This is a genomic window from Kitasatospora sp. NBC_01300 (genome assembly GCF_041435235.1).
Taxonomy (GTDB): Bacteria; Actinomycetota; Actinomycetes; order Streptomycetales; family Streptomycetaceae; genus Kitasatospora.
This window is the reverse complement of sequence record NZ_CP108408.1, coordinates 2,357,728-2,378,427: the sequence shown is the minus strand read 5'-3', so window position 1 is coordinate 2,378,427 and position 20,700 is coordinate 2,357,728. Positions and strand designations below refer to the sequence as shown.

Annotated in this window: 24 protein-coding genes; 18 read left to right on the top strand and 6 right to left on the bottom strand. The window is 71.5% G+C overall.

The window, feature by feature from the left end:
- The 13 genes from OG556_RS10645 to OG556_RS10585 all read left to right on the top strand — a co-directional run bounded on the left by OG556_RS10645 (window position 1) and on the right by OG556_RS10585 (window position 9,320).
- A complete protein-coding gene (locus OG556_RS10645) occupies window positions 1–750 on the top strand; it encodes a 16S rRNA (uracil(1498)-N(3))-methyltransferase (protein WP_371516898.1) in 750 nt (249 codons plus the stop codon).
- A complete protein-coding gene (locus OG556_RS10640; RefSeq protein ID WP_371523018.1) occupies window positions 713–1,009 on the top strand; it encodes a hypothetical protein in 297 nt (98 codons plus the stop codon). The genes OG556_RS10645 and OG556_RS10640 overlap by 38 nt, the downstream gene beginning before the upstream one ends.
- Before the next feature lie 47 nt (window positions 1,010–1,056).
- Entirely contained in the window at window positions 1,057–1,410 is a 354-nt protein-coding gene (locus OG556_RS10635; protein ID WP_350878214.1) for a histidine triad nucleotide-binding protein, read from the top strand.
- Window positions 1,411–1,415: 5 nt separating this feature from the next.
- On the top strand, window positions 1,416–2,339 hold the full coding sequence (locus OG556_RS10630) for a ribonuclease Z (RefSeq protein ID WP_371516897.1): 924 nt from the start codon (window positions 1,416–1,418) through the stop codon (window positions 2,337–2,339).
- Between the two features lie 176 nt (window positions 2,340–2,515).
- The gene (locus tag OG556_RS10625) at window positions 2,516–3,634 is read left to right on the top strand and encodes a PhoH family protein (RefSeq protein ID WP_371516896.1); all 1,119 of its coding nucleotides are present in this window, start codon (window positions 2,516–2,518) and stop codon (window positions 3,632–3,634) included.
- 14 nt (window positions 3,635–3,648) lie between these two features.
- Complete coding sequence (gene ybeY, locus OG556_RS10620; protein ID WP_063347517.1) at window positions 3,649–4,143, top strand: rRNA maturation RNase YbeY; 495 nt, start codon at window positions 3,649–3,651, stop codon at window positions 4,141–4,143.
- Between the two features lie 19 nt (window positions 4,144–4,162).
- Window positions 4,163–5,488 (top strand): hemolysin family protein, encoded by a 1,326-nt coding sequence (locus tag OG556_RS10615; protein WP_371516895.1) that lies wholly within the window; start codon window positions 4,163–4,165, stop codon window positions 5,486–5,488.
- Between the two features lie 33 nt (window positions 5,489–5,521).
- On the top strand, window positions 5,522–5,758 hold the full coding sequence (locus OG556_RS10610) for a hypothetical protein (protein ID WP_371516894.1): 237 nt from the start codon (window positions 5,522–5,524) through the stop codon (window positions 5,756–5,758).
- A 44-nt stretch (window positions 5,759–5,802) separates the two neighbouring features.
- On the top strand, window positions 5,803–6,348 hold the full coding sequence (locus OG556_RS10605; RefSeq protein WP_371516893.1) for a DUF4383 domain-containing protein: 546 nt from the start codon (window positions 5,803–5,805) through the stop codon (window positions 6,346–6,348).
- A 31-nt stretch (window positions 6,349–6,379) separates the two neighbouring features.
- Window positions 6,380–6,733, top strand: coding sequence for a hypothetical protein (locus OG556_RS10600; RefSeq protein WP_063351091.1), 354 nt, complete (start codon window positions 6,380–6,382; stop codon window positions 6,731–6,733).
- A gap of 140 nt (window positions 6,734–6,873) precedes the next feature.
- Window positions 6,874–7,032, top strand: coding sequence for a hypothetical protein (locus tag OG556_RS10595; protein ID WP_159398424.1), 159 nt, complete (start codon window positions 6,874–6,876; stop codon window positions 7,030–7,032).
- Window positions 7,033–7,091: 59 nt separating this feature from the next.
- On the top strand, window positions 7,092–8,021 hold the full coding sequence (era, locus tag OG556_RS10590) for a GTPase Era (protein WP_063347514.1): 930 nt from the start codon (window positions 7,092–7,094) through the stop codon (window positions 8,019–8,021).
- A gap of 165 nt (window positions 8,022–8,186) precedes the next feature.
- Window positions 8,187–9,320, top strand: a complete 1,134-nt coding sequence (locus tag OG556_RS10585) for an IS30 family transposase (protein WP_371522649.1) — start codon at window positions 8,187–8,189, stop codon at window positions 9,318–9,320.
- Between the two features lie 109 nt (window positions 9,321–9,429).
- Here the strand turns inward: OG556_RS10585 and OG556_RS10580 are convergent, their stop codons facing one another.
- Complete coding sequence (locus tag OG556_RS10580) at window positions 9,430–9,696, bottom strand: protealysin inhibitor emfourin (protein WP_063351090.1); 267 nt, start codon at window positions 9,694–9,696, stop codon at window positions 9,430–9,432.
- A gap of 153 nt (window positions 9,697–9,849) precedes the next feature.
- The gene (locus OG556_RS10575; protein WP_371516892.1) at window positions 9,850–10,872 is read right to left on the bottom strand and encodes a M4 family metallopeptidase; all 1,023 of its coding nucleotides are present in this window, start codon (window positions 10,870–10,872) and stop codon (window positions 9,850–9,852) included.
- Between the two features lie 330 nt (window positions 10,873–11,202).
- On the opposite strand from OG556_RS10575, the gene leuA reads away from it, so the two are divergent.
- The 4 genes from leuA (at window position 11,203) to OG556_RS10555 (ending at window position 15,758) form a co-directional block, all read left to right on the top strand.
- Window positions 11,203–12,999: a 2-isopropylmalate synthase gene (leuA, locus tag OG556_RS10570; protein WP_350878208.1), complete on the top strand. Its 1,797-nt coding sequence runs from the start codon at window positions 11,203–11,205 to the stop codon at window positions 12,997–12,999.
- 360 nt (window positions 13,000–13,359) lie between these two features.
- Window positions 13,360–13,902, top strand: coding sequence for a TerB family tellurite resistance protein (locus tag OG556_RS10565; protein WP_350878207.1), 543 nt, complete (start codon window positions 13,360–13,362; stop codon window positions 13,900–13,902).
- Between the two features lie 262 nt (window positions 13,903–14,164).
- Entirely contained in the window at window positions 14,165–14,911 is a 747-nt protein-coding gene (gene recO / locus OG556_RS10560) for a DNA repair protein RecO (protein WP_063347510.1), read from the top strand.
- A gap of 4 nt (window positions 14,912–14,915) precedes the next feature.
- Window positions 14,916–15,758 (top strand): isoprenyl transferase, encoded by an 843-nt coding sequence (locus OG556_RS10555; RefSeq protein ID WP_371516891.1) that lies wholly within the window; start codon window positions 14,916–14,918, stop codon window positions 15,756–15,758.
- A gap of 78 nt (window positions 15,759–15,836) precedes the next feature.
- Here OG556_RS10555 and OG556_RS10550 read toward each other — a convergent pair whose 3' ends face one another.
- From OG556_RS10550 to OG556_RS10535, 4 genes are all read right to left on the bottom strand, one after another.
- Window positions 15,837–16,247, bottom strand: coding sequence for a Fur family transcriptional regulator (locus OG556_RS10550; RefSeq protein ID WP_350878206.1), 411 nt, complete (start codon window positions 16,245–16,247; stop codon window positions 15,837–15,839).
- A 122-nt stretch (window positions 16,248–16,369) separates the two neighbouring features.
- Complete coding sequence (locus OG556_RS10545; protein ID WP_371516890.1) at window positions 16,370–17,266, bottom strand: metal ABC transporter permease; 897 nt, start codon at window positions 17,264–17,266, stop codon at window positions 16,370–16,372.
- Window positions 17,263–18,027 carry a metal ABC transporter ATP-binding protein gene (locus OG556_RS10540; RefSeq protein WP_063347507.1) on the bottom strand — a complete coding sequence of 255 codons (765 nt, stop codon included), beginning with the start codon at window positions 18,025–18,027 and terminating at the stop codon, window positions 17,263–17,265. The genes OG556_RS10545 and OG556_RS10540 overlap by 4 nt, the downstream gene beginning before the upstream one ends.
- A gap of 15 nt (window positions 18,028–18,042) precedes the next feature.
- Window positions 18,043–19,038, bottom strand: a complete 996-nt coding sequence (locus OG556_RS10535) for a metal ABC transporter substrate-binding protein (protein WP_371516889.1) — start codon at window positions 19,036–19,038, stop codon at window positions 18,043–18,045.
- Window positions 19,039–19,229: 191 nt separating this feature from the next.
- On the opposite strand from OG556_RS10535, the gene OG556_RS10530 reads away from it, so the two are divergent.
- On the top strand, window positions 19,230–20,612 hold the full coding sequence (locus OG556_RS10530) for a glycine--tRNA ligase (RefSeq protein ID WP_371516888.1): 1,383 nt from the start codon (window positions 19,230–19,232) through the stop codon (window positions 20,610–20,612).
- Window positions 20,613–20,700 lie beyond the last annotated feature (88 nt).

Sequence of the window (20,700 nt, the reverse complement as noted above, 5' to 3'; positions counted from 1 at the left end):
ATGACCGCCCCCGTCTTCGTCGTCGAGACCGAGCGGATCGCCGCCGCCGCGCCCGGCTCGGTGGTGCGCCTCGACGGGCCGGAGGGGCGGCACGCGGCCGCGGTGAAGCGGCTGGCGGCGGGCGAGGCGGTGACCCTCGCCGACGGGCTGGGCCTCGGGGTGGACGGGACGGTCGCCGCGGTGCTCGGCAAGGACGCGATCGACGTCACGGTGGCCGCCGTCCGCCGGGAGCCCGAGCCGGCGCCGCGGATCGTCGTCGTCCAGGCGTTGCCCAAGGGCGACCGCGGCGAACTCGCGGTGGAGACCATGACCGAGGTCGGCGTGGACGTGATCGTCCCGTGGGCCGCCTCGCGCTGCATCACGCAGTGGAAGGGCGACCGGGGCGCCAAGGCGCTCGCCAAGTGGCGGGCCACCGCCCGGGAGGCCGGCAAGCAGTCCCGCCGGCTGCGCTTCCCCGAGGTGCGCGAGCCGGCGACCACCCGGCAGCTGGCGCCGCTGCTGGGCGGGGCGGCGTTCGCCGCCGTGCTGCACGAGGAGGGCGCCGAGCCGCTGGCGCTGGCCCCGCTGCCCGCGGCCGGGGACGTGGTGCTGGTGGTCGGCCCGGAGGGCGGGGTCTCCCCGGAGGAGCTGGCCGCGTTCGCCGAGGCGGGCGCCGGGCCGTACCGGCTGGGCCCCTCGGTGCTGCGCACCTCCACCGCCGGGGTGGCCGCCGGTGCCCTGCTGCTGGGGCGCACCGGCCGCTGGTCGTAGCCGGCCCGCCCGTGCGGGCGGAGTCCGCCCGATCGCGCACCTGGCCGACGGCACCCTCGTCACCCGGCCCACGTACGCGTACTGGCTGGAGAACTGCGGTTGGGGCGTGCAGAACCACGGCGTCGACCCGGACGTCGAGGTGCCGATGGCCCCGCCCCGCACGGCCCCGCCGATGCCCCGGGCGCAGGGCGCGCCCCCGCCGCCCCGGCGGGCGGGAGAGCGGCCGAACGGGAGGTCGGCCGGGCCGACTTCCCGCTAGGCTGCGCCCGTACGGCCCCAGACCAGACACGAACCGAGGAGAAGCCGATGGCCGGCGAGCCGCAGCCCGACTGCCTGTTCTGCAAGATCGTTGCGGGCGAGATCCCGGCGACCGTGGTGCGCAAGACCGAGCGCGTCCTCGCCTTCCGCGACATCGCCCCCAAGGCGCCGCTGCACGTCCTGGTCATCCCGCACGTCCACTACCCGAACGCCGCCGCGCTGGCCGCCGCCGAGCCGGAGATCGCCGGTGAACTCCTCGCCGAGGCGGGCGCGGTGGCCAGGGACGAGGGCGTCGAGGACTACCGGCTGATCTTCAACACCGGCGCCGGCGCCGGCCAGACGATCTTCCACGCCCACGTCCACGTGCTCGGCGGCAAGCCGATGACCGAGAACATGGTCTGACCTACGTGTCACAGCGCGAACTCGTCGTCCTCGGCACCGCCAGCCAGGTGCCCACCCGGCACCGCAACCACAACGGCTACCTGCTCCGCTGGGACGGCGAGGGCCTGCTGTTCGACCCCGGCGAGGGCACCCAGCGGCAGATGCTGCTGGCCGGCGTCTCGGCCACCCAGATCACCCGGATCGCCGTGACGCACTTCCACGGCGACCACTGCCTGGGCCTCGCCGGGGTGATCCAGCGGATCAACCTGGACCGCGTCCCCCACCCGGTGGACGTCTACTTCCCGGCCTCCGGCGAGGTCTACTTCGAGCGGCTGCGGCACGCCACCGCCTACCACGAGACGGCCGTCCTGCGGCCCCGGCCGATCGACGAGCCGGGCCCGCTGCCCGCGCCCGGCGCCCGCTTCGCGCTGGACGCCGTGCGGCTGTCCCACCCCGTGGAGTCCTTCGGCTACCGGCTGTCCGAGCCGGACGGCCGCCGCCTGGTGCCCGAACGCCTCGCCGCGCTGGGCGTCTTCGGCCCCGCGGTCGGCCGCCTCCAGCACGAGGGGGCGATCGAGGCGGACGGCCGGCGGGTCACCCTGGAGGAGGTCAGCGAGCCCCGGCCGGGCCAGCGCTTCGCCTTCGTGATGGACACCCGGCTCTGCGACGGCGTGTACGAACTCGCCGAGGGCGCCGACCTGTTGGTCGCCGAGTCGACCTTCACCGACGCCGACGCCCGGCTCGCCGAGGAGCACGGCCACCTCACCGCCGGGCAGGCCGCCAAGGCCGCCGCCGAGGCCGGCGTGCGCACCCTGGTGCTGACCCACTTCTCCCAGCGCTACCCGGACCTCGGCCAGCACCTGGCCGACGCCCGCAAGCACTTCGACGGCGAGCTGGTGGTCGCCGCCGACCTCACCCGGGTGCCCGTCCCCGTCCGGCGCCAGCCGTGAACCCGGCCCGCACCCCGTGAAAAGCGCTCGCGCCGCTCCCCGATCTGCCGCAGCATCGTCGGGTGCGGCCCCGCCGCCCGCCGCGACGGCCACGTGCGCGGCGTACCCTGGTGCCCCGGAGAGACCGATCGGCACACGACACCACGGATGGGATGAGGCAGGCCCAGCGCCGACCTATGAGTGACACATCGCAGACCCGTACGAACGGACAGTCGCGCCCCGAACCGGCCGAGGACGGTCGTGTCAGCGCCCGGATCGTCATCCCCGAGAAGCACCCGATGGTCACCCTGCTCGGCACGGCGGACTCGCTGCTGCGCGTGATCGAGCAGGGCTTCCCCGCCGCCGACATCCACGTCCGCGGCAACGAGGTGACCGCCACCGGAGCGCGCGCCGAGGTCGCCCTCGTGCAGCGGCTCTTCACCGAGATGATGCTGGTGCTGCGCACCGGCCAGCCCTTGACGGAGGATTCCGTGGAGCGCTCCATCGCCATGCTCCGCGGTGCCGCGGAGGACCCGGACAGCCCGGCGCCGTCCAAGGTGTTCACCGCGAACATCCTGTCCAACCGGGGCCGCACGATCCGCCCCAAGACCCTCAACCAGCAGCGCTACGTCGACGCGATCGACAAGCACACGATCGTCTTCGGCCTCGGCCCGGCCGGCACCGGCAAGACCTACCTCGCGATGGCCAAGGCCGTCCAGGCCCTCCAGGCCAAGGAGGTCAACCGGATCATCCTGACCCGCCCGGCCGTCGAGGCGGGGGAGCGGCTGGGCTTCCTGCCCGGCACCCTCTACGAGAAGATCGACCCGTACCTGCGCCCGCTGTACGACGCGCTGCACGACATGATGGACCCGGACTCCATCCCGCGCCTGATGGCGGCCGGCACCATCGAGGTCGCGCCGCTGGCGTACATGCGCGGCCGCACCCTCAACGACGCCTTCATCATCCTGGACGAGGCCCAGAACACCTCGCCCGAGCAGATGAAGATGTTCCTCACCCGCCTCGGTTTCAACTCCCGGGTGGTGGTCACCGGCGACACCAGCCAGATCGACCTCCCGGGCGGCACCCGTAGCGGCCTCAAGGTCGTCCAGGACATCCTGGTCGACGTGCCCGACATCCACTTCTCCGTCCTCACCAGCACCGACGTGGTCCGCCACAAGCTGGTCGGCCGGATCGTGGACGCCTACGAACGCTGGGACGCCAAGCAGGAGGCCGAGGAGAACCCCTCGCCCGCCCGCAAGCCGGCCCAGCGGCGCGGCTCCCGCGCACCCCGCCAGTCCCATCGCACCGAAAGCTGAGTACGCAGCCCGTCATGTCGATCGACATCGCCAACGAGTCCGGTTGGGACGCCGATGAGGAAGCCATCCTCGACGTCGCCCGCTTCGCCCTGGACAAGATGCGGATCCACCCGCAGTCCGAACTGTCCGTGATCCTGGTGGACGGAGCGGCGATGGAGGAGCTGCACATCCAGTGGATGGACCTCCCCGGCCCCACCGACGTGATGTCCTTCCCGATGGACGAGCTGCGCCCCGGCAAGGAGGGCGAGGAGCTGCCGCAGGGCCTGCTCGGCGACATCGTGCTCTGCCCGGAGGTCGCCGAGCAGCAGGGCAAGGCGGCCCCCTCCAAGCACTCGATGGACGAGGAGCTCCAACTGCTCACCGTCCACGGAGTGCTGCACGTCCTCGGGTACGACCACGAGGAGCCCGAGGAGGAGGAGGAGATGTTCGCCCTCCAGAAGCGCATCCTGGACGACTGGCGGGCGGGCCGGGGCCTCGGTGGTCTCTCCCCGGCCCCCACCACCCACTGAGCGCGGAGCCCGAACCCCTGTGAGTGGTGAAAGTACGAGCTTCATCCTGGGTGCCGTGCTCCTCGTCGTCCTCGGCTGGCTGGCCGCGTGCGCCGAGGCGGGCATCTCCCGGGTCTCCCGGTTCCGGGCGGAGGAGGCCGTGCGGGCCGGGCGGCGCGGCTCGGCCCGGCTGCTGACCGTCGCCTCCGACCCGATCCGCTACCTCAACCTGGCGACCCTGATCCGGGTGGCCAGCGAGATGGCGGCGGCCGTCCTGGTCACCGTGGTGTGCGTGCGCAACGTGGAGCCGATCTGGCAGGCCGTGCTGCTGGCGTTCGGCGTGATGGTGCTGGTGTCCTTCGTCGCGGTGGGGGTCTCGCCGCGCACGATCGGGCGCCAGCACCCGCTCACCACCGCGACCGCCGCCTCCTTCGTGCTGCTGCCGCTGGCCGCGGTGCTCGGCCCGATCCCGCGGCTGCTGATCCTGCTCGGCAACGCGCTGACCCCGGGCAAGGGCTACCGGGAGGGGCCGTTCGCCTCCGAGGCCGAACTGCGGGCGCTGGTCGACCTCGCCGAGAAGGACGACCTGATCGAGGACGAGGAGCGCCGGATGGTGCACTCCGTCTTCGAGCTGGGCGACACCATCGTCCGCGAGGTGATGGTGCCGCGCACCGACCTGGTGATGATCGAGCGGCACAAGACCGTCCGGCAGGCGCTCACCCTGGCGCTGCGCTCGGGCTTCTCGCGGATCCCCGTGGTCGGGGACAGCGAGGACGACGTGGTCGGCATCGTCTACCTGAAGGACCTGGTCCGGCGCACCCACATCAACCGGGAGGCGGAGTCCGAGGAGGTCGGCGCGGTGATGCGCCCGGCCGTCTTCGTCCCGGACTCCAAGCCGGCCGGCGACCTGCTGCGCGAGATGCAGCAGCGCCGCTCGCACGTGGCGATCGTGATCGACGAGTACGGCGGCACGGCCGGCCTGGTCACCATCGAGGACGTCCTGGAGGAGATCGTCGGCGAGATCACCGACGAGTACGACCGGGAGATCGCGCCGGTCGAGGACCTCGGCGACGGCTCGTACCGGATCACCGCCCGGCTGCTGGTGGAGGACCTGGGCGAGCTGTTCGGCATCGAGCTGGAGGACGAGGACGTCGAGACCGTCGGCGGCCTGCTGGCCAAGCACCTCGGCCGGGTACCGATCCCCGGCTCGGCCTGCGAGATCCCGCTGCCCGAGCCCGCCGGCACCGGGCTGACCGGCATCCTGCTGACCGCCGAGTCCTCGGCCGGGCGCCGCAACCGGATCGGCTCGATGGTCGCGACCCCGGTCCGCAAGGCCGCGGAGGCCGGGGTCGAACCCGGCGAGTAGCGGTCGCGCCCGGGCGGAGCGACCATGGACAGCATGACGCATCAACTTCGCGCGGAGTACGGCCCGCAGGGTGCGACCGGCGGGGTCAAGGTCTGGCACGTGGTGCGCGACGGAGACCCCGCGGTGGCGCTCTGCGGCCGCAGCCTGGCCGACGACGCCGAGACGCGGCCCGAGCAGGAGTGGGGCACCGGGCTGCGCTGCTGCCAGCAGTGCGGTTCGCTCTACATGCACGAGGTGCCGCACATGCAGGGGAGCCATCCCTACAGCTAGGCCGGCGTGGCCGGTAGGCCGGCCAGGCCATGGTGGAGGTCACCATGAAGCTGCAAGACGAACTGCCCGTGAACAGCCGGCTCGCCACGGTGTGGCGGATCGGGGCGGGGCTCGGGGGGATCTTCCTGATCGTGTTCGGGTGCCTGGGGCTGGCCGATCACCCGGGCTTCCTCGCCACCCACGGCGACCGGATCGCCGGGCTGTCGACCAACGGGGCGCTGAGCATCCTGTCCATCGTGGCGGGCGCGATCCTGGTGGCGGGGGCGGTGGTCGGCGGCAACTTCGCGTCCAACCTGAACATGGTGGTCGGCGTGCTGTTCGTGCTGTCCGGCTTCTACGGCCTGACGGTGCTCGGGCGGCCGGACGCCAACATCCTGAACTTCCGGATGTCGAACGTGCTGTTCGCCTTCATCTTCGGAGTGATCCTGACGACCTTCGGGATGTACGGCCGGGTGAGCAGTCACCTGCCGCACGACAACCCGTTCTGGCGCGAGCGCACGGAGCACGAGGCGGCGCGGCCGTCCGGCCCGAAGACCTTCGTCAAGGTCCTCAACCCGAACCCCGGTCCGACCCACCCGGTCGGCCACTGAGCGGCCGCGGGGGCCGCCTATGCTCGGCGGCATGAGTGACATCGTCGAGCTCGACCCCGAAGACAAGAAGATCATCACCCTGGCCCGCTCGGCCCGCGCCCGCAACGGCGTCGCCGAGGGGGCCGCGGTGCGTGACGAGACCGGCCGGACGTACGTGGCCGGGACGGTCGCGCTGGAGTCGCTCCGGCTGAGCGCGCTGCAGACGGCGGTGGCGATGGCGGTGGCCAGCGGCGCGAAGTCGCTGGAGGCGGCGGCCGTGGTGAGCGAGGCGGAGCAGCCGGCCGAGGCCGACCTGGCGGCCGTCCGGGACCTCGGCGGGGCCGGGACGCCCGTGCTGCTGGCCGGTGTGGACGGGACGCTGCGGGTGGCGGCCGAGGCCCGCTGAGGGCTGCTGGGGCCGCCGGGGGCCCGCCGGGGGCTTGCAGGGCCCGCTGCGGCGGGCGACGGCGGCGGCCTGGCGAACACCTGCCCGAACCGAGCCGATAGTCTCACCGGGGGAGTGAACTCGGTGAGGGGGCTGGGCACATGGGGGCGGTGGCGTTCTTCGCCGGGCTGCTGCTGTTCGTGATGGGGATGGGCAAGTGGCAGGAGACCGGCTCGCCGTACTGGCTCTGGGGTTCGGTCGCCTTCCTGGTGCTGCTGGTGGTGATGTCGGTGGTCTCGCGGGGCGGCCGCAAGGGCTGATCGGGCGGTGCGGGCGGGCCCGGACAGCGCGACTCCGGTGATCAGGGAGAATGGAGCACATGAGTGCCCCTTCCTCCTCGTACCGCTCCGGCTTCGCGTGCTTCGTCGGCCGACCCAACGCGGGCAAGTCGACCCTGACCAACGCTCTGGTGGGGACGAAGGTCGCGATCACCTCCGACCGCCCGCAGACCACCCGGCACACCGTGCGCGGCATCGTGCACCGCCCGGACTCCCAGCTCGTCCTGGTCGACACCCCCGGCCTGCACAAGCCGCGCACCCTGCTCGGCGAGCGCCTCAACGACCTGGTCCGCAGCACCTGGGCCGAGGTCGACGTGATCGGCTTCTGCCTGCCCGCCGACCAGAAGCTCGGCCCCGGCGACAAGTTCATCGCCAAGGAACTCGCCGAGGTCAAGAAGACCCCCAAGGTCGCCATCGTCACCAAGACCGACCTGGTCGACTCCAAGCGGCTCGCCGAGCAGCTGATCGCCATCCACCAGCTCGGTGAGGAACTGGGCATCGAGTGGGCCGAGATCATCCCGGTCTCGGCCGTCGGCGACAAGCAGGTGGAACTGGTCGGCGACCTGATCACCAAGCTGCTGCCGGAGGGCATGCCGCTCTACCCGGACGGCGACCTCACCGACGAGCCCGAGCAGATCATGGTCGCGGAGCTGATCCGCGAGGCCGCCCTGGAGGGCGTCCGGGACGAGCTGCCGCACTCGCTGGCCGTCGTGGTCGAGGAGATGCTCCCGCGCGAGGGCCGCCCGGCGGACCGCCCGCTGCTGGACATCCACGCCAACGTCTACATCGAGCGGCAGAGCCAGAAGGCGATCGTCATCGGCGCCAAGGGCGCGCGGCTCAAGCACGTCGGCACCACCGCCCGCAAGCACATCGAGGCGCTGCTCGGCACGCCGGTCTTCCTGGACCTGCACGTCAAGGTCGCCAAGGACTGGCAGCGCGACCCGAAGCAGCTGCGCAAGCTCGGCTTCTGAGCCCCGGCTCCCAGCGAAGGCCCGCCCCGGATCCGTCGACTTGGGTTCTAGGAGTCGTTGCAACACCCCAGTTCAGGGGATGCATTGGACTTCGAGATCCGCAAGGACCGGACGGCTCAGGGGCCCGTGAAGCTGAGCCGGGAGCGAGCGGCATACTCCCGGCTCATGCAGCAGGGCTACAGCAACACCGAGGCGTGCAGGATCGTCGGGATCACCCCCCGGACAGGCCGTAGGTGGCGCAACGGCCGCAGCGCCGACCGACGGCAGAAGGCGGCACCACCGATTCACGCGGTGGTGCCGCCTTCCGGTCCCTCCCGTTACCTGTGCGAGGACGAGCGCATCCACATCGCCGACAGGCTTCGAGAGCGGGCGGCGGTCCGTACGATCGCCGCCGAGCTGGGCCGCAGCCCCTCCACGGTCAGCCGCGAGATCAAGCGCAACCGGCACCCCGAGAGCGGCGCCTACCGCCCACACGCGGCCCAGGCCCGGGCCGACGCCCGCCGGCCACGTCCCAAACCCCGCAAGATCGGCCGGATACCCGGGCTGCGGGACTTCATCCAGCACCACCTCGACAGGAAATGGAGCCCGGAGCAGATCTGTCACGCTCTACGGGCACAGTTTCCCGAGCGGCCGGAGATGCACGTGGTCCACGAAACCGTCTACCAGGCCCTCTACGTCCAGGGCCGCGGCGAACTGCGCCGCGAACTGGCCGGTGCCCTGCGCAGTGGCCGGGCCCGCCGCAGACCCCAGCGGCAGGCCAACTGCCGCCAGCCCCGCTTCACCGACCCCATGGTCATGATCAGCGAGCGGCCGGCCGAAGCCGAGGACCGGGCCGTCCCCGGCCACTGGGAAGGCGACCTGATCCTCGGCAAGGACGGCAAGTCCGCCATAGGAACCCTGGTCGAACGCGCCACCCGCTACGTCATGCTCCTACACCTGCCGAACGGCCGCACCGCCGACCAGGTCCGCGACACCCTCGTGGAAACCGTCCAGACCCTGCCCGCGCACCTGGTGCGCTCGCTCACGTGGGACCAGGGCTCCGAGATGGCTGCCCACAAGAGCTTCACCATCGCCACCGACGTCCCGGTCTACTTCTGCGACCCCGCCAGTCCCTGGCAGCGCGGCTCGAACGAGAACACCAACGGCCTGCTGCGGCAGTACTTCCCCAAGGGCACAGACCTGTCCGTCCACGCTCCCGAACATCTGGCCTTCGTCGCCGCCGAACTCAACGGCCGCCCACGCAAAACGCTCGGCTGGGAAACCCCAGCCGAGCGCCTGCATAAACTAATCGCGGCTTGATCAACTCACCACGTGTTGCAACGACCCCTGGAAACCGCCCGATCGGGCGGGCCTTCGGCGTGTCCGGGAGCCGGTGGGGTCAAGCAGGATCAAGCGGGATCAGGCAGGATCAGGCGCCTTCGCGCAGGACCAGCGACACCAGTTCGCGCTGCGAGTCGGTGAGCTTCGGGTCGGCGCAGTAGACCGTCCGGCCGTCGACGGTGATCTCGTAGTGGAAGCCGTCCGGCACCCCGTACGAGGGCGCCCGCAGCCCGCCCGCGACGGCCTCGCGGGCGAGCGCGTGGACGTGCGGGGCGTCCGTGCGGTCGACGGTGTCGAGTTCCGCATGGCGGACGATCCCCGCGAAGCCGCCGGTCCGGGTCACCTGGATACGCATGGTGTCCATGGTGCTACCAGGGGAGGGAGTTTGCCGGTCTTTTCCCGGACCGTGACCTTAAGCGCGGCTCAACCCGGCCTCAACCGTCCTCGCTCGGGGCCGTCTGAGGGGTTCGGCCGAGGCCTGAGGGGTTCAGCCGGGGCCTGATGGGGTTCAGCCGGGGCTGACGCCGACCTGCGCCCAGGAGGCCGTCACGGTGTCCGCCACCGAGGACTGGTCGGGGTAGCGGGCCTTGGCGGCGGCCACGGTGGCCCGGGCGAAGGCGGTGAAGTCGGCGCCGGCGGTGAGCCGGCCGCCGGTCAGGGCGTCGTACCAGATCCGCCCGGCGCGGTCCCAGGCCTGGCCGCCGAGGGCGGTGGCCAGCAGGTAGAACGCGTGGTTGGGGATGCCGGAGTTGATGTGCACGCCGCCGTTGTCGTCGGTGGTGTCCACGTAGTCCCGCATGTGCGCGGGCTGCGGGTCCTTGCCGAGCCGGGGGTCGTCGTAGGCGGTGCCGGGGGCCTTCATCGAGCGCAGCGCCACGCCCTGGACGCCGGGGGCGAGCAGGCCGGCGCCGATCAGCCAGTCGGCGTGGGCGGCGTCCTGGCCCAGCGAGTACTGCTTGACCAGCGAGCCGAAGACGTCGGAGACCGACTCGTTGAGCGCGCCGGGCTGGTCCTGGTACTGCAGGCCGGCGGTGAACTGGGTGACGCCGTGGGTGAGTTCGTGGCCGATGACGTCGACGCAGGCGGTGAAGTCGCCGAAGATCTCGCCGTCGCCGTCGCCGAAGACCATCTGGTGGCCGTTCCAGAAGGCGTTGTCGTAGTCCTGGCCGTAGTGCACGGTGGCGTCCAGGCGCAGCCCCCGGTTGTCGATCGAGCGGCGGCCGAAGACGGTGGCGTACAGGGCGAAGGTGTCGCCGAGGCCGTCGTAGGCGTGGTTGACGGACTGGTCGGCGACCGGGGCCTGGCCCTCGGTGCGGACGGTCCGGCCGGGCAGCCGCTGGCTGTGGGCGGTGTCGGCGATCAGCCGGCTGGGGGTCGGGCCGGTGCTGACGGGCGGGGGAGGGGCGAGGCGGGCCGCGCGGTGCGCGGTGTCGAGCAGGAGGGAGCGGACGGCGGGCTCGTGACCGGCCTCGGCGAGGCGGTCCAGGACGTACGGCGGGACGATCGCGCAGATCGGAACTGCTGCAGTCATGTGGCCCAGGGTGAGGCCTCGATGACCGGTTGTCACCACTCTTGGCGCGACCGGTCGGTGTCTCAAGGGGTGGAACGGTGGCCCGGATCACTTCGGGGGCGCGCGGCCCTGGGTTACGCTGGGGCCATCATGCGCAACGGGCTGCTTCTTCTTAGCTGCCGCGTCGAGGGCCTGTAGTCCACAGGGCCGGCTCCCTCGCCGCGGGGATCGAGCTGTGCGCGTCATCCGGCGATCCAACGGAGGGTCGCGAGCGGCAGCTGCCGGCCAGTCGGTGTCGACCACCCCGACCCGCCCCCGCACCACGCATCACAGGAAGCCGAGAGTCATTCCATGACCGAGCAGAGCTCCGCCGCGCCCATCCCCGCCGGTCGCGCCTTCGTCGACCGCCCCACCCCGATCACCGCCGCGTCCGTGCGCCAGCTGCCCTCCGGCATGCGGTACGGGCGCTACCTGCCGTTCGACACCGTGGACCTGCCGGACCGCACCTGGCCGAGCAAGGTGATCACCAAGGCGCCGCGCTGGCTCTCCACCGACCTGCGGGACGGCAACCAGGCGCTGATCGACCCGATGTCCCCGGCCCGCAAGCGCAAGATGTTCGACCTGCTGGTCGCGATGGGCTACAAGGAGATCGAGGTCGGCTTCCCGTCCTCCGGCGCCACCGACCACGCCTTCGTGCGGTCGCTGATCGAGGAGGGGGCGATCCCCGAGGACGTCACCATCTCGGTGCTGACGCAGGCCCGCGAGGAGCTGATCGAGAAGACCGTCGAGTCGCTGGTCGGCGCCCCGCGCGCGACGGTCCACCTGTACAACGCGACGGCGCCGCTGTTCCGCCGGGTGGTGTTCCGCAACGACCGGGCCGCCACCAAGGCGATCGCCACCGACGGCACCCGGCTGGTGATGGAGTACGCGGAGAAGCTGCTGGGCGAGGAGACCGTCTTCGGCTACCAGTACTCGCCGGAGATCTTCGTGGACACCGAGCTGGACTTCGCGCTGGAGGTCTGCGAGGCGGTCATGGACGTCTGGCAGCCGGGCGAGGGCCGCGAGATCATCCTGAACCTGCCGGCCACCATCGAGCGGGCCACCCCGAACGTGCAGGCCGACCAGTTCGAGTGGATGTCGCGCAACCTGTCGCGCCGCGAGTTCGTCTGCCTGTCGGTGCACCCGCACAACGACCGCGGCACCGCCGTCGCCTCCGCCGAACTGGCCTACATGGCGGGCGCGGACCGCATCGAGGGCTGCCTGTTCGGCCAGGGCGAGCGGACCGGCAACGTCGACCTGGTGACCCTGGGCATGAACCTGTTCTCGCAGGGCATCGACCCGCAGATCGACTTCTCCGACATCGACGAGGTGCGCCGCACCGCCGAGTACTGCAACCAGATGGAGGTGCACCCGCGCCACCCGTACGCCGGCGACCTGGTGTACACCTCCTTCTCCGGCTCGCACCAGGACGCGATCAAGAAGGGCTTCGACGCCCTGGAGGCGGACGCCGCGGCGGCGGGCGTCCCGGTGGGGGAGCACACCTGGGGCGTGCCGTACCTGCCGATCGACCCGAAGGACGTCGGCCGCACCTACGAGGCGGTCATCCGGGTCAACAGCCAGTCCGGCAAGGGCGGTGTGGCGTACGTCCTGAAGAACGACCACAAGCTGGACCTGCCGCGCCGGATGCAGATCGAGTTCTCCCGGATCATCCAGGCCAAGACCGACGCCGAGGGCGGCGAGGTCACCCCGGCCGAGATCTGGCGGGTCTTCGAGGACGAGTACCTGCCGACCCCGGACAACCCGTGGGGCCGGATCTCGCTGAGCGGTTCGCGCACCCTGACCACCGAGGACGGCCGGGACGCGCTGATCGCCGGCGCGCTGGTGGACTCGGTACCGGTGACCCTGACCGGTGTCGGCAACGGCCCGGTCTCCGCCTTCACGGACGCGCTGGCCCGGATCGGCCTGGACGTCCGCGTCCTGGACTACGCCGAGCACGCGCTGAGCGAGGGCGGCGACGCCCAGGCCGCCGCGTACGTCGAGTGCGCGGTGGACGGCAAGGTGCTGTGGGGCGTCGGCATCGACGGCAACACCGTGCTGGCCTCGCTGAAGGCGATCATCAGCGCCGTCAACCGGGCACAGCGCGGGTAGTTCGTACGAGTGAGATGTGGCGGGGCCGTCCTCCGGGGCGGCCCTTCGCCGCGCCTGGGGCCAGTTGTGTCCTGCGCCACATTTTTTCGGGTCGGAAGCCGTTCGAGGTACTGACACGTGCCGGTAACCATGGCAACATCGATCCACCGGAAAGCCGGGTCGGTGGGACGGCCTCGGTGTCCGGTCGCGTGACCTGCCCATTGTTGTGCAGGCCGTCTGCCATGTCTGGGGAGTGGCGCCGTGACCAGGTTGTGGGGTGTTCGCCCGCGGTGGCGGACTGACGTTCTCGGTGACTTCTTCTGCCCGGGCTGTGGCGGGGACCGCAACTACCGCCGGCAGCACGGTCGGCGGTGGCTGCGGTTGCTGGGGACCCCGGTGGCCCCGCTCGGCCCGGTGATCGGCAGCGTGCAGTGCACCAGCTGCCACGGCCGCTACGGCGTCGAGAGCCTGGAACAGCCCACCTCCGTACGGCTCGGTGCGATGCTGCGGGACGCGCAGTACACCATCGCGCTCGCCCTGCTCGCGGCCGGCGGCACCGCGCACCGCGCGGCCCGCGAGGCGGCCTGCACGGCGGTGCGCGAGGCCGGGTTCGAGGACTGCGGCGAGGCCCAGGTGCTGGCCGCGCTCGCCGCGCTGTCCGGGCTCGGCGGCGAACTCTACGACGCCCACGGGATGGCCGGCGGCCTGGCCGTGGAACTGCACGCGGTGCTCGAACCGCTCGCCCCGCACCTGGCCCACCAGGGCCGGGAGCGGCTGCTGCTGCAGGGCGCGGCGATCGCCCTGTCCGACGGGCGCTACCTGCCGCAGGAGCGCGAGGCGCTGGCCGCGGTCGGGCGCTGTCTGGATCTACCGCAGTCGCGGGTCGGGGCGCTGCTGGAGGCGGCGACCCGGGCTCCGTACTAGACCTTCTCCGCAGCAACCCGGACCCTCTCCGCAGCAACCCGGACCTCCTCCGCAGGGCGGACGTCCTCCGCAGTACCGGGCCCGCTCCGCGGTGCCGGGCCTGCCGCGCAACCCCCGAGCCATCTCCGATCCCCCACAAAACGGGCCCGCAATCCCCCTCCGGGCCCGCCGTGACCCGCACCGCTCGGTCCTCCCCCACGGACTCGGTGCGGGCAACACGGCTGTCGGCGGCCGGGGCGCGCCGTGGGGGAGAATGGCTCCCATGAGTCTTTTCCGGGACGACGGCGTCGTGCTGCGGGCGCAGAAGCTCGGCGAGGCCGATCGGATCATCACCCTGCTGACCCGGCACCACGGCAAGGTGCGGGCGGTGGCGCGCGGGGTGCGCAAGACCAAGTCCAAGTTCGGCGCCCGGCTGGAGCCGTTCTCGCACGTGGACGTGCAGTTCTTCAGCCGGGGGAGTGAGCTGATCGGCCGCGGGTTGCCGCTGTGCACCCAGGTGGAGACGATCGCGCCGTACGGCGGTTCGATCGTCACCGACTACGGCCGCTACACCGCCGGGACGGCGATGCTGGAGACGGCCGAGCGGTTCGCCGAGAACGAGGGCGAACCGGCCGTCCAGCAGTACCTGTTGCTGGTGGGCGCCCTGCGCACGCTGGCGGCCGGGCTGCACGAGTCGCACCTGGTGATGGACGCCTTCCTGCTGCGCTCGCTCGCGGTGAACGGGTACGGCGCGAGCTTCACGGACTGCGCCAAATGCGGGCTGGAGGGGCCGAACCGTTTCTTCTCCCTGCCCGCGGGCGGGGTCCTCTGCCCGGACTGCCGAGTGCCCGGATGTGCCGTACCCTCCCCTGAGACACTGGTACTGCTCGGGGCGCTGCTGTCAGGGGACTGGCAGACGGCCGATTCCTGCGAGCCGAGGTACTGGCGGGAGGGCAGCGGCCTGGTCGCGGCCTATCTGCAGTGGCATTTGGAGCGGGGCATCCGCTCGATGAGATACGTGGAGAAGTGAGCACATGGCAGCGCGACGGCTCTTCGGCGGCGGCAAACAGAGGGAGTACCTCCCCCCGACCCCGCACCCCAGTGGCGCAAAGCCCCCGAAGATTCCCGGTGAGCTGGTCCCCGACCACGTCGCCATCGTGATGGACGGCAACGGCCGCTGGGCCAAGGAGCGCGGACTGCCCCGCACCGAGGGCCACAAGGTCGGCGAGTCGGTCGTGCTGGACGTCCTCAAGGGCGCGATCGAGCTCGGCGTGAAGAACATCTCGCTGTACGCGTTCTCCACCGAGAACTGGAAGCGCTCGCCCGACGAGGTGAAGTTCCTGATGAACTTCAACCGGGACGTCATCCACCGCCGGCGCGACGAGATGGACGCGATGGGCGTGCGGGTCCGCTGGGCGGGCCGGATGCCGAAGCTGTGGAAGAGCGTCGTCCAGGAGCTCCAGGTCGCCGAGGAGCAGACCAAGGACAACGACGCCGTCACGCTCTACATGTGCGTCAACTACGGTGGCCGGGCCGAGCTCGCGGACGCCGCGGCGGCCCTCGCGGCCGACGTCGCCGCCGGGAAGCTGGACCCGAAGAAGGTCAACGAGAAGACCCTCGCCAAGTACATGTACCACCCGGACATGCCGGACGTGGACCTGTTCCTGCGCCCCAGCGGCGAGCAGCGCACCTCCAACTTCCTGCTCTGGCAGTCCGCGTACGCCGAGTTCGTGTTCCAGGACGTGCTCTGGCCGGACTTCGACCGCCGCGACCTGTGGCGCGCCTGCGAGCAGTACGCGAGGCGCGACCGCCGCTTCGGCGGGGCGATCCCGAACGAGGTGCAGCCCGAGCCGCTGGACCTGCCCACCCAGCGCTGACGCGGTACGGCGGAGGTACGGCGAAGGGCCCGTGGGAATCGCTCCCACGGGCCCTTCGCCGTACCGGTGCTCCGCTGCTCAGGCCTTCTTGGCGCACTCCGCGCAGGTGCCGAAGATCTCCAGGGTGTGCGCGATGTCGCTGAACCCGTGCTCCGCGGCGACCGCGTTGGCCCAGCGCTCCACCGCCGGGCCCTCCACCTCGACGGTGGCGCCGCAGTGCCGGCACACCAGGTGGTGGTGGTGCCCGCTGCTGCACCGGCGGTAGACGGCCTCGCCGTCGGCGGTGCGCAGCACGTCCACCTCACCGGCGTCGGCGAGCGACTGGAGGGTGCGGTAGACCGTGGTCAGACCGACGGAGTCCCCGCGGTGCTTGAGCATGTCGTGGAGCTCCTGCGCGCTGCGGAAGTCCTCGATCTCGTCCAGGGCCGCCGAGACGGCGGCACGTTGCCGGGTCGAGCGGGCGCGCGGCGACGGGCCTGCGGTGGTCACCGTGGGTCCTCCTGGGGTGGTGGGCGTCTCGCACCTCATTGTGCCAGCCCTGCCCCCCGCTCCGGAGTGATCGCGTCGGAGGAACCGCGGCCCGGGAGTTGCCCCGGGATCTGCCCCGGGATCTAATCCGGGGATCGACCCGGGAATTGTTCCGGCAGGGCGACGTCGCAGACCTTCGGTCCGGGGTCCGTGACACCCCTGCGGTGGCGCCGTCGGGCGAGCGGCGCGGCGAGCAGGCTGAACACCGCGAAGACCGCGATGGCGAGCAGCACGATGGCCGGGCCGGAGGGCACGTTGAGGTGGTAGGAGCCGGTGACGCCGGCCAGCGAGACCACCACGCCGAGCGCGATCGAGGCCGCCTGGGTGGCGGCGAAGGACCGGGTGAGCTGCTGGGCGGCGACCACCGGGACCACCATCAGGGCGCTGACCAGCAGCAGCCCGACCACCCGCATCGCGACGGTGACGGTGACGGCGGCCATCACCGCGAGCAGCAGGTTGAGCGTGCGCACCGGCAGGCCGGTGACCCGGGCGAAGTCCTCGTCCTGGCAGATCGCGAAGAGCTGCCGGCGCAGGCCGACGGTGACCGCGACGACCACCGCGCCGAGCACCGCGATGGTGATCAGGTCGGTCGGGGCGACGGTGAGGATGGAGCCCCACAGGTAGCTCTCCAGCGAGCCGGCGCCGGCCTGGGCGGAGAGCGAGACGAGCAGCTTGCCGCAGGCCATGCCGCCGTAGAAGAGCATCGCCAGGGCGATGTCGCCGCGCTGGTTGCCGCGCGAGCGGACCAGTTCCATCGTGACGGCGCCGAGCACGCAGACCAGCACGGCCATCCAGACCGGGCTGGTCTGGAAGATGAAGCCGAGGCCGACGCCGGTCATCGCGACGTGCCCCATGCCGTCGCCCATCAGGGCCTGCCGGCGCTGCACCAGGTAGATGCCGACGGCCGGGGCGGTGATCCCGACCAGGACGGCGGCGAGCAGGGCGCGCTGCATGAAGTCGTAGGAGAGCATCTCGGTCATGCCAGCAGCCTCGGCGGGGTGTGGTCGGCGTGCGGGTGCACGTGGTCGTGGCCGGGCAGCGCGTGCAGGCCGGTGTTGGGCACGGGCGGGCCGTCGTGCGCGACGCAGCCGTCCCGCAGCACCACGGCGCGGTCGATCAGCGGTTCCAGCGGCCCGAGTTCGTGCAGCACGAGGAGGACGGCGGCGCCGCGGGAGACCTCGGCGCGCAGGGTGTCGGCGAGCACCTGCTGGCTGGCGGCGTCCACGCCGGCCATCGGCTCGTCCATGATCAGCAGGTCGGGGGTGCCGACCAGGGCGCGGGCGATCAGCACCCGCTGCTGCTGGCCGCCGGACAGGTCGGCGACGCCGTCCCCGGCGCGCTCCAGCATGCCGACGGCGGCGAGCGCGCGGTCCACCGCCGCGCGGTCCCGGCGGCGGAACGGCAGCAGCCGGTGCTGCGGCAGCCGCCCGGTGGAGACCACTTCGCGCACGGTGGCCGGCACGCCGGAGGCGGCGGTGGTGCGCTGCGGGACGTACCCGATCCGGTGCCAGGCGCGGAAGCCGGCGTACGGGATGCCGAACAGCTCCAGCGTGCCCTGCCCCAGCGGGACGGAGCCGATCACGGCCTTGACGGTGGTGGACTTGCCGGAGCCGTTGGCGCCGAGCAGGGCGACCACCTCGCCGGGCTGGACGGTGAGGTCGACGCCGCGCAGCACCGGCCGACCGCCGCGCGAGGCGACGGCGTCGCGGAGGCGGACGGCCGGGGGTATCGGGTGGGTCATGGTGCTGTCGTCCCGTCAGCTGGTGGGGGTGCCGGTCGCGGTGGGCGTGGTGCCGGTCGTGGCGGGGGTGGCGCCGAGGGCGGCCTGGAGGTTGGCCAGGTTCTGCTTCATGACCGAGAGGTAGTCCTCCTTGGCCGGGTCCTTGACGCCCTCCAGCGGGTCCAGGACGGCGGTCTTGAGTCCGAGGTCCTTGGCGACGGTGTCGGCGAGCTTGGGGCTGACCAGGGTCTCGAAGAAGATCGTGGTGACGCCGTTGTCCTTGGCGGCCTTCTGCACCTCGGCGAGGCGGGCCGGGGTGGGCTCGGACTCGGGGTCGACGCCGTTGATGGCGACCTGGGTGAGGCCGTAGTGGTCGGCGAGGTAGCCGAAGGCGGCGTGGCTGGTGACGAAGGTCTTGGACTTGGCGTCCTTCAGGCCGTCCCGGAACTCCTGGTCCAGCGCGGTCAGCCGGCCGACCAGGTCGTCGGTGTTCTTGCGGTAGTCGTCGGCGTGGGCCGGGTCGGCCTTGGCGAAGCCGTCGCCGACGCTCTTGGCGATCGCCGCGTAGCGGGTCGGGTCGAGCCAGATGTGCGGGTCGCCGGCCGGGCCGTCGTGCTGGTGGCCGTCGGCCTCGGTGGTGCCCTCGTCGAGGTGGTGGTCGACCAGCGGGCTGGCGGCGGTGGCGTCGATCTTGTACTTGGCCGAGGACTGGCCGACGGCCTGGTCGACGGTGGGCTGGAGGCCCTTGAGGTAGATGATCGCGTCGGACTTCTGGACGGTGGCGACCTGCTTGGCGGTGAGCTCCAGGTCGTGCGGCTCGACGCCGGCCGCGGTGAGGTCGGTGACCGCGACGTGCTCCTTGCCGATCTGCTGGGCCAGGTACTCCATCGGGTAGAAGGAGGCGACGACCTTCAGCTTGCCGTCGGCGCTCTGGGCGCTGCTGCTGCCACCGCAGGCGGTCAGGACGAGGGAGGCGGTGAGGGCGGTGGCGGCGATGGCTATGGAGCTGCGGGTACGTCGTCCGATCATCATGACAATCATTCTCATCTTATCTGGAAATGATTGTCAACTCACTCGGACGGGTGAACGGCAGGTGGCCGTGGCTGGGAGGGGCCGGACGATACCGATTTGAACCCCGTACCCATATGGCCGGTAACCTGAGGTATTCGGGTACGCGCAACCAGCCGTGCCCTGACCGTGCCGTACGTACTGAAGAGAGCACTGTGGCCGCCGACAAGATCGACACGATCGTCAGCCTGAGCAAGCGCCGTGGCTTCGTCTACCCCTGCAGCGAGATCTACGGCGGCACGCGTGCCGCCTGGGACTACGGGCCGCTGGGTGTCGAGCTGAAGGAGAACATCAAGCGCCAGTGGTGGCGCACGATGGTCCAGGCCCGTGAGGATGTCGTCGGACTCGACTCGTCGGTCATCCTGGCCCGCGAGGTCTGGGAGGCCTCCGGCCACGTCCAGACCTTCAACGACCCGCTGACCGAGTGCCTCTCCTGCCACAAGCGCCACCGGGCCGACCACCTGGAGGAGAAGTACGAGGCCAAGCACGGCTTCCCGCCGCCGAACGGCCTCAAGGACGTCAACTGCCCCGACTGCGGCACCAAGGGCCAGTTCACCGAGCCCAAGGACTTCTCGGGCATGCTGAAGACCCACCTCGGTGTCACCGAGGAGGCCAGCGGCCTGGCCTTCCTGCGGCCCGAGACCGCCCAGGGCATCTTCACCAACTTCAAGGCCGTCCAGACCACGTCGCGCAAGAAGCCGCCGTTCGGCATCGCCCAGACCGGCAAGAGCTTCCGCAACGAGATCACCCCCGGCAACTTCATCTTCCGCACCCGCGAGTTCGAGCAGATGGAGATGGAGTTCTTCGTCAAGCCGGGCGAGGACGAGCAGTGGCACGAGTACTGGCTCCAGCAGCGCTGGGACTGGTACGTCGGCCTGGGCCTGCGCACCGAGAACATGCGCTTCTTCGAGCACCCGAAGGAGAAGCTCTCCCACTACGCCAAGCGCACGGTGGACATCGAGTACCGCTTCAACTTCGGTGGTAGCGAGTTCTCCGAGCTGGAGGGCGTGGCCAACCGCACCGACTACGACCTGCGGGTGCACAGCGAGGCGTCCGGCCAGGACCTCAAGTACTTCGACCAGGAGAGCGGCGAGCGGTACTTCCCGTACGTCATCGAGCCGGCGGCCGGCCTCAACCGCGCCATGCTGGCCTTCCTGATCGACGCCTACTTCGAGGACGAGGCGCCCAACGCCAAGGGCGTCATGGAGAAGCGCGTCGGCATGCGGCTCGACCCGCGCCTGGCCCCGGTCAAGGTCGCCGTCCTGCCGCTGTCGCGCAACGCCGACCTCTCCCCGAAGGCCCGCGGCCTCGCCGCCGACCTGCGCACCGCGTGGAACGTCGAGTTCGACGACGCCGGCGCCATCGGCAAGCGCTACCGCCGCCAGGACGAGATCGGCACGCCGTTCTGCGTCACCGTCGACTTCGACACCCTTGAGGACAACGCGGTGACCGTCCGCGACCGCGACACCATGTCGCAGGAGCGCGTCTCGCTCGACCAGGTCAAGGCGTACCTGGGTGCGCGGCTGATCGGCTGCTGAGCCCGCTCCGCCCGTCTGGAGCCCTCGTTCGCCCCGGTCCGTCCGGGGCGGGCGGGGGCTCCCGCGTGTTCCCGCCGTTTCCGCCCCT

Coding starts and splice junctions, on each gene's coding strand:
- OG556_RS10580 (WP_063351090.1), bottom strand. CDS start 9,696: ATGCGTATCCAGGTGACCCGGACCGGCGGCTTCGCGGGGATCGTCCGC.
- OG556_RS10540 (WP_063347507.1), bottom strand. CDS start 18,027: ATGACCCACCCGATACCCCCGGCCGTCCGCCTCCGCGACGCCGTCGCC.
- OG556_RS10635 (WP_350878214.1), top strand. CDS start 1,057: ATGGCCGGCGAGCCGCAGCCCGACTGCCTGTTCTGCAAGATCGTTGCG.
- OG556_RS10535 (WP_371516889.1), bottom strand. CDS start 19,038: ATGATGATCGGACGACGTACCCGCAGCTCCATAGCCATCGCCGCCACC.
- OG556_RS10575 (WP_371516892.1), bottom strand. CDS start 10,872: ATGACTGCAGCAGTTCCGATCTGCGCGATCGTCCCGCCGTACGTCCTG.
- OG556_RS10545 (WP_371516890.1), bottom strand. CDS start 17,266: ATGACCGAGATGCTCTCCTACGACTTCATGCAGCGCGCCCTGCTCGCC.
- OG556_RS10605 (WP_371516893.1), top strand. CDS start 5,803: ATGAAGCTGCAAGACGAACTGCCCGTGAACAGCCGGCTCGCCACGGTG.
- OG556_RS10600 (WP_063351091.1), top strand. CDS start 6,380: ATGAGTGACATCGTCGAGCTCGACCCCGAAGACAAGAAGATCATCACC.
- recO (WP_063347510.1), top strand. CDS start 14,165: ATGAGTCTTTTCCGGGACGACGGCGTCGTGCTGCGGGCGCAGAAGCTC.
- OG556_RS10645 (WP_371516898.1), top strand. CDS start 1: ATGACCGCCCCCGTCTTCGTCGTCGAGACCGAGCGGATCGCCGCCGCC.
- ybeY (WP_063347517.1), top strand. CDS start 3,649: ATGTCGATCGACATCGCCAACGAGTCCGGTTGGGACGCCGATGAGGAA.
- OG556_RS10610 (WP_371516894.1), top strand. CDS start 5,522: ATGACGCATCAACTTCGCGCGGAGTACGGCCCGCAGGGTGCGACCGGC.
- OG556_RS10595 (WP_159398424.1), top strand. CDS start 6,874: ATGGGGGCGGTGGCGTTCTTCGCCGGGCTGCTGCTGTTCGTGATGGGG.
- OG556_RS10625 (WP_371516896.1), top strand. CDS start 2,516: ATGAGTGACACATCGCAGACCCGTACGAACGGACAGTCGCGCCCCGAA.
- leuA (WP_350878208.1), top strand. CDS start 11,203: ATGACCGAGCAGAGCTCCGCCGCGCCCATCCCCGCCGGTCGCGCCTTC.
- OG556_RS10555 (WP_371516891.1), top strand. CDS start 14,916: ATGGCAGCGCGACGGCTCTTCGGCGGCGGCAAACAGAGGGAGTACCTC.
- era (WP_063347514.1), top strand. CDS start 7,092: ATGAGTGCCCCTTCCTCCTCGTACCGCTCCGGCTTCGCGTGCTTCGTC.
- OG556_RS10585 (WP_371522649.1), top strand. CDS start 8,187: ATGCAGCAGGGCTACAGCAACACCGAGGCGTGCAGGATCGTCGGGATC.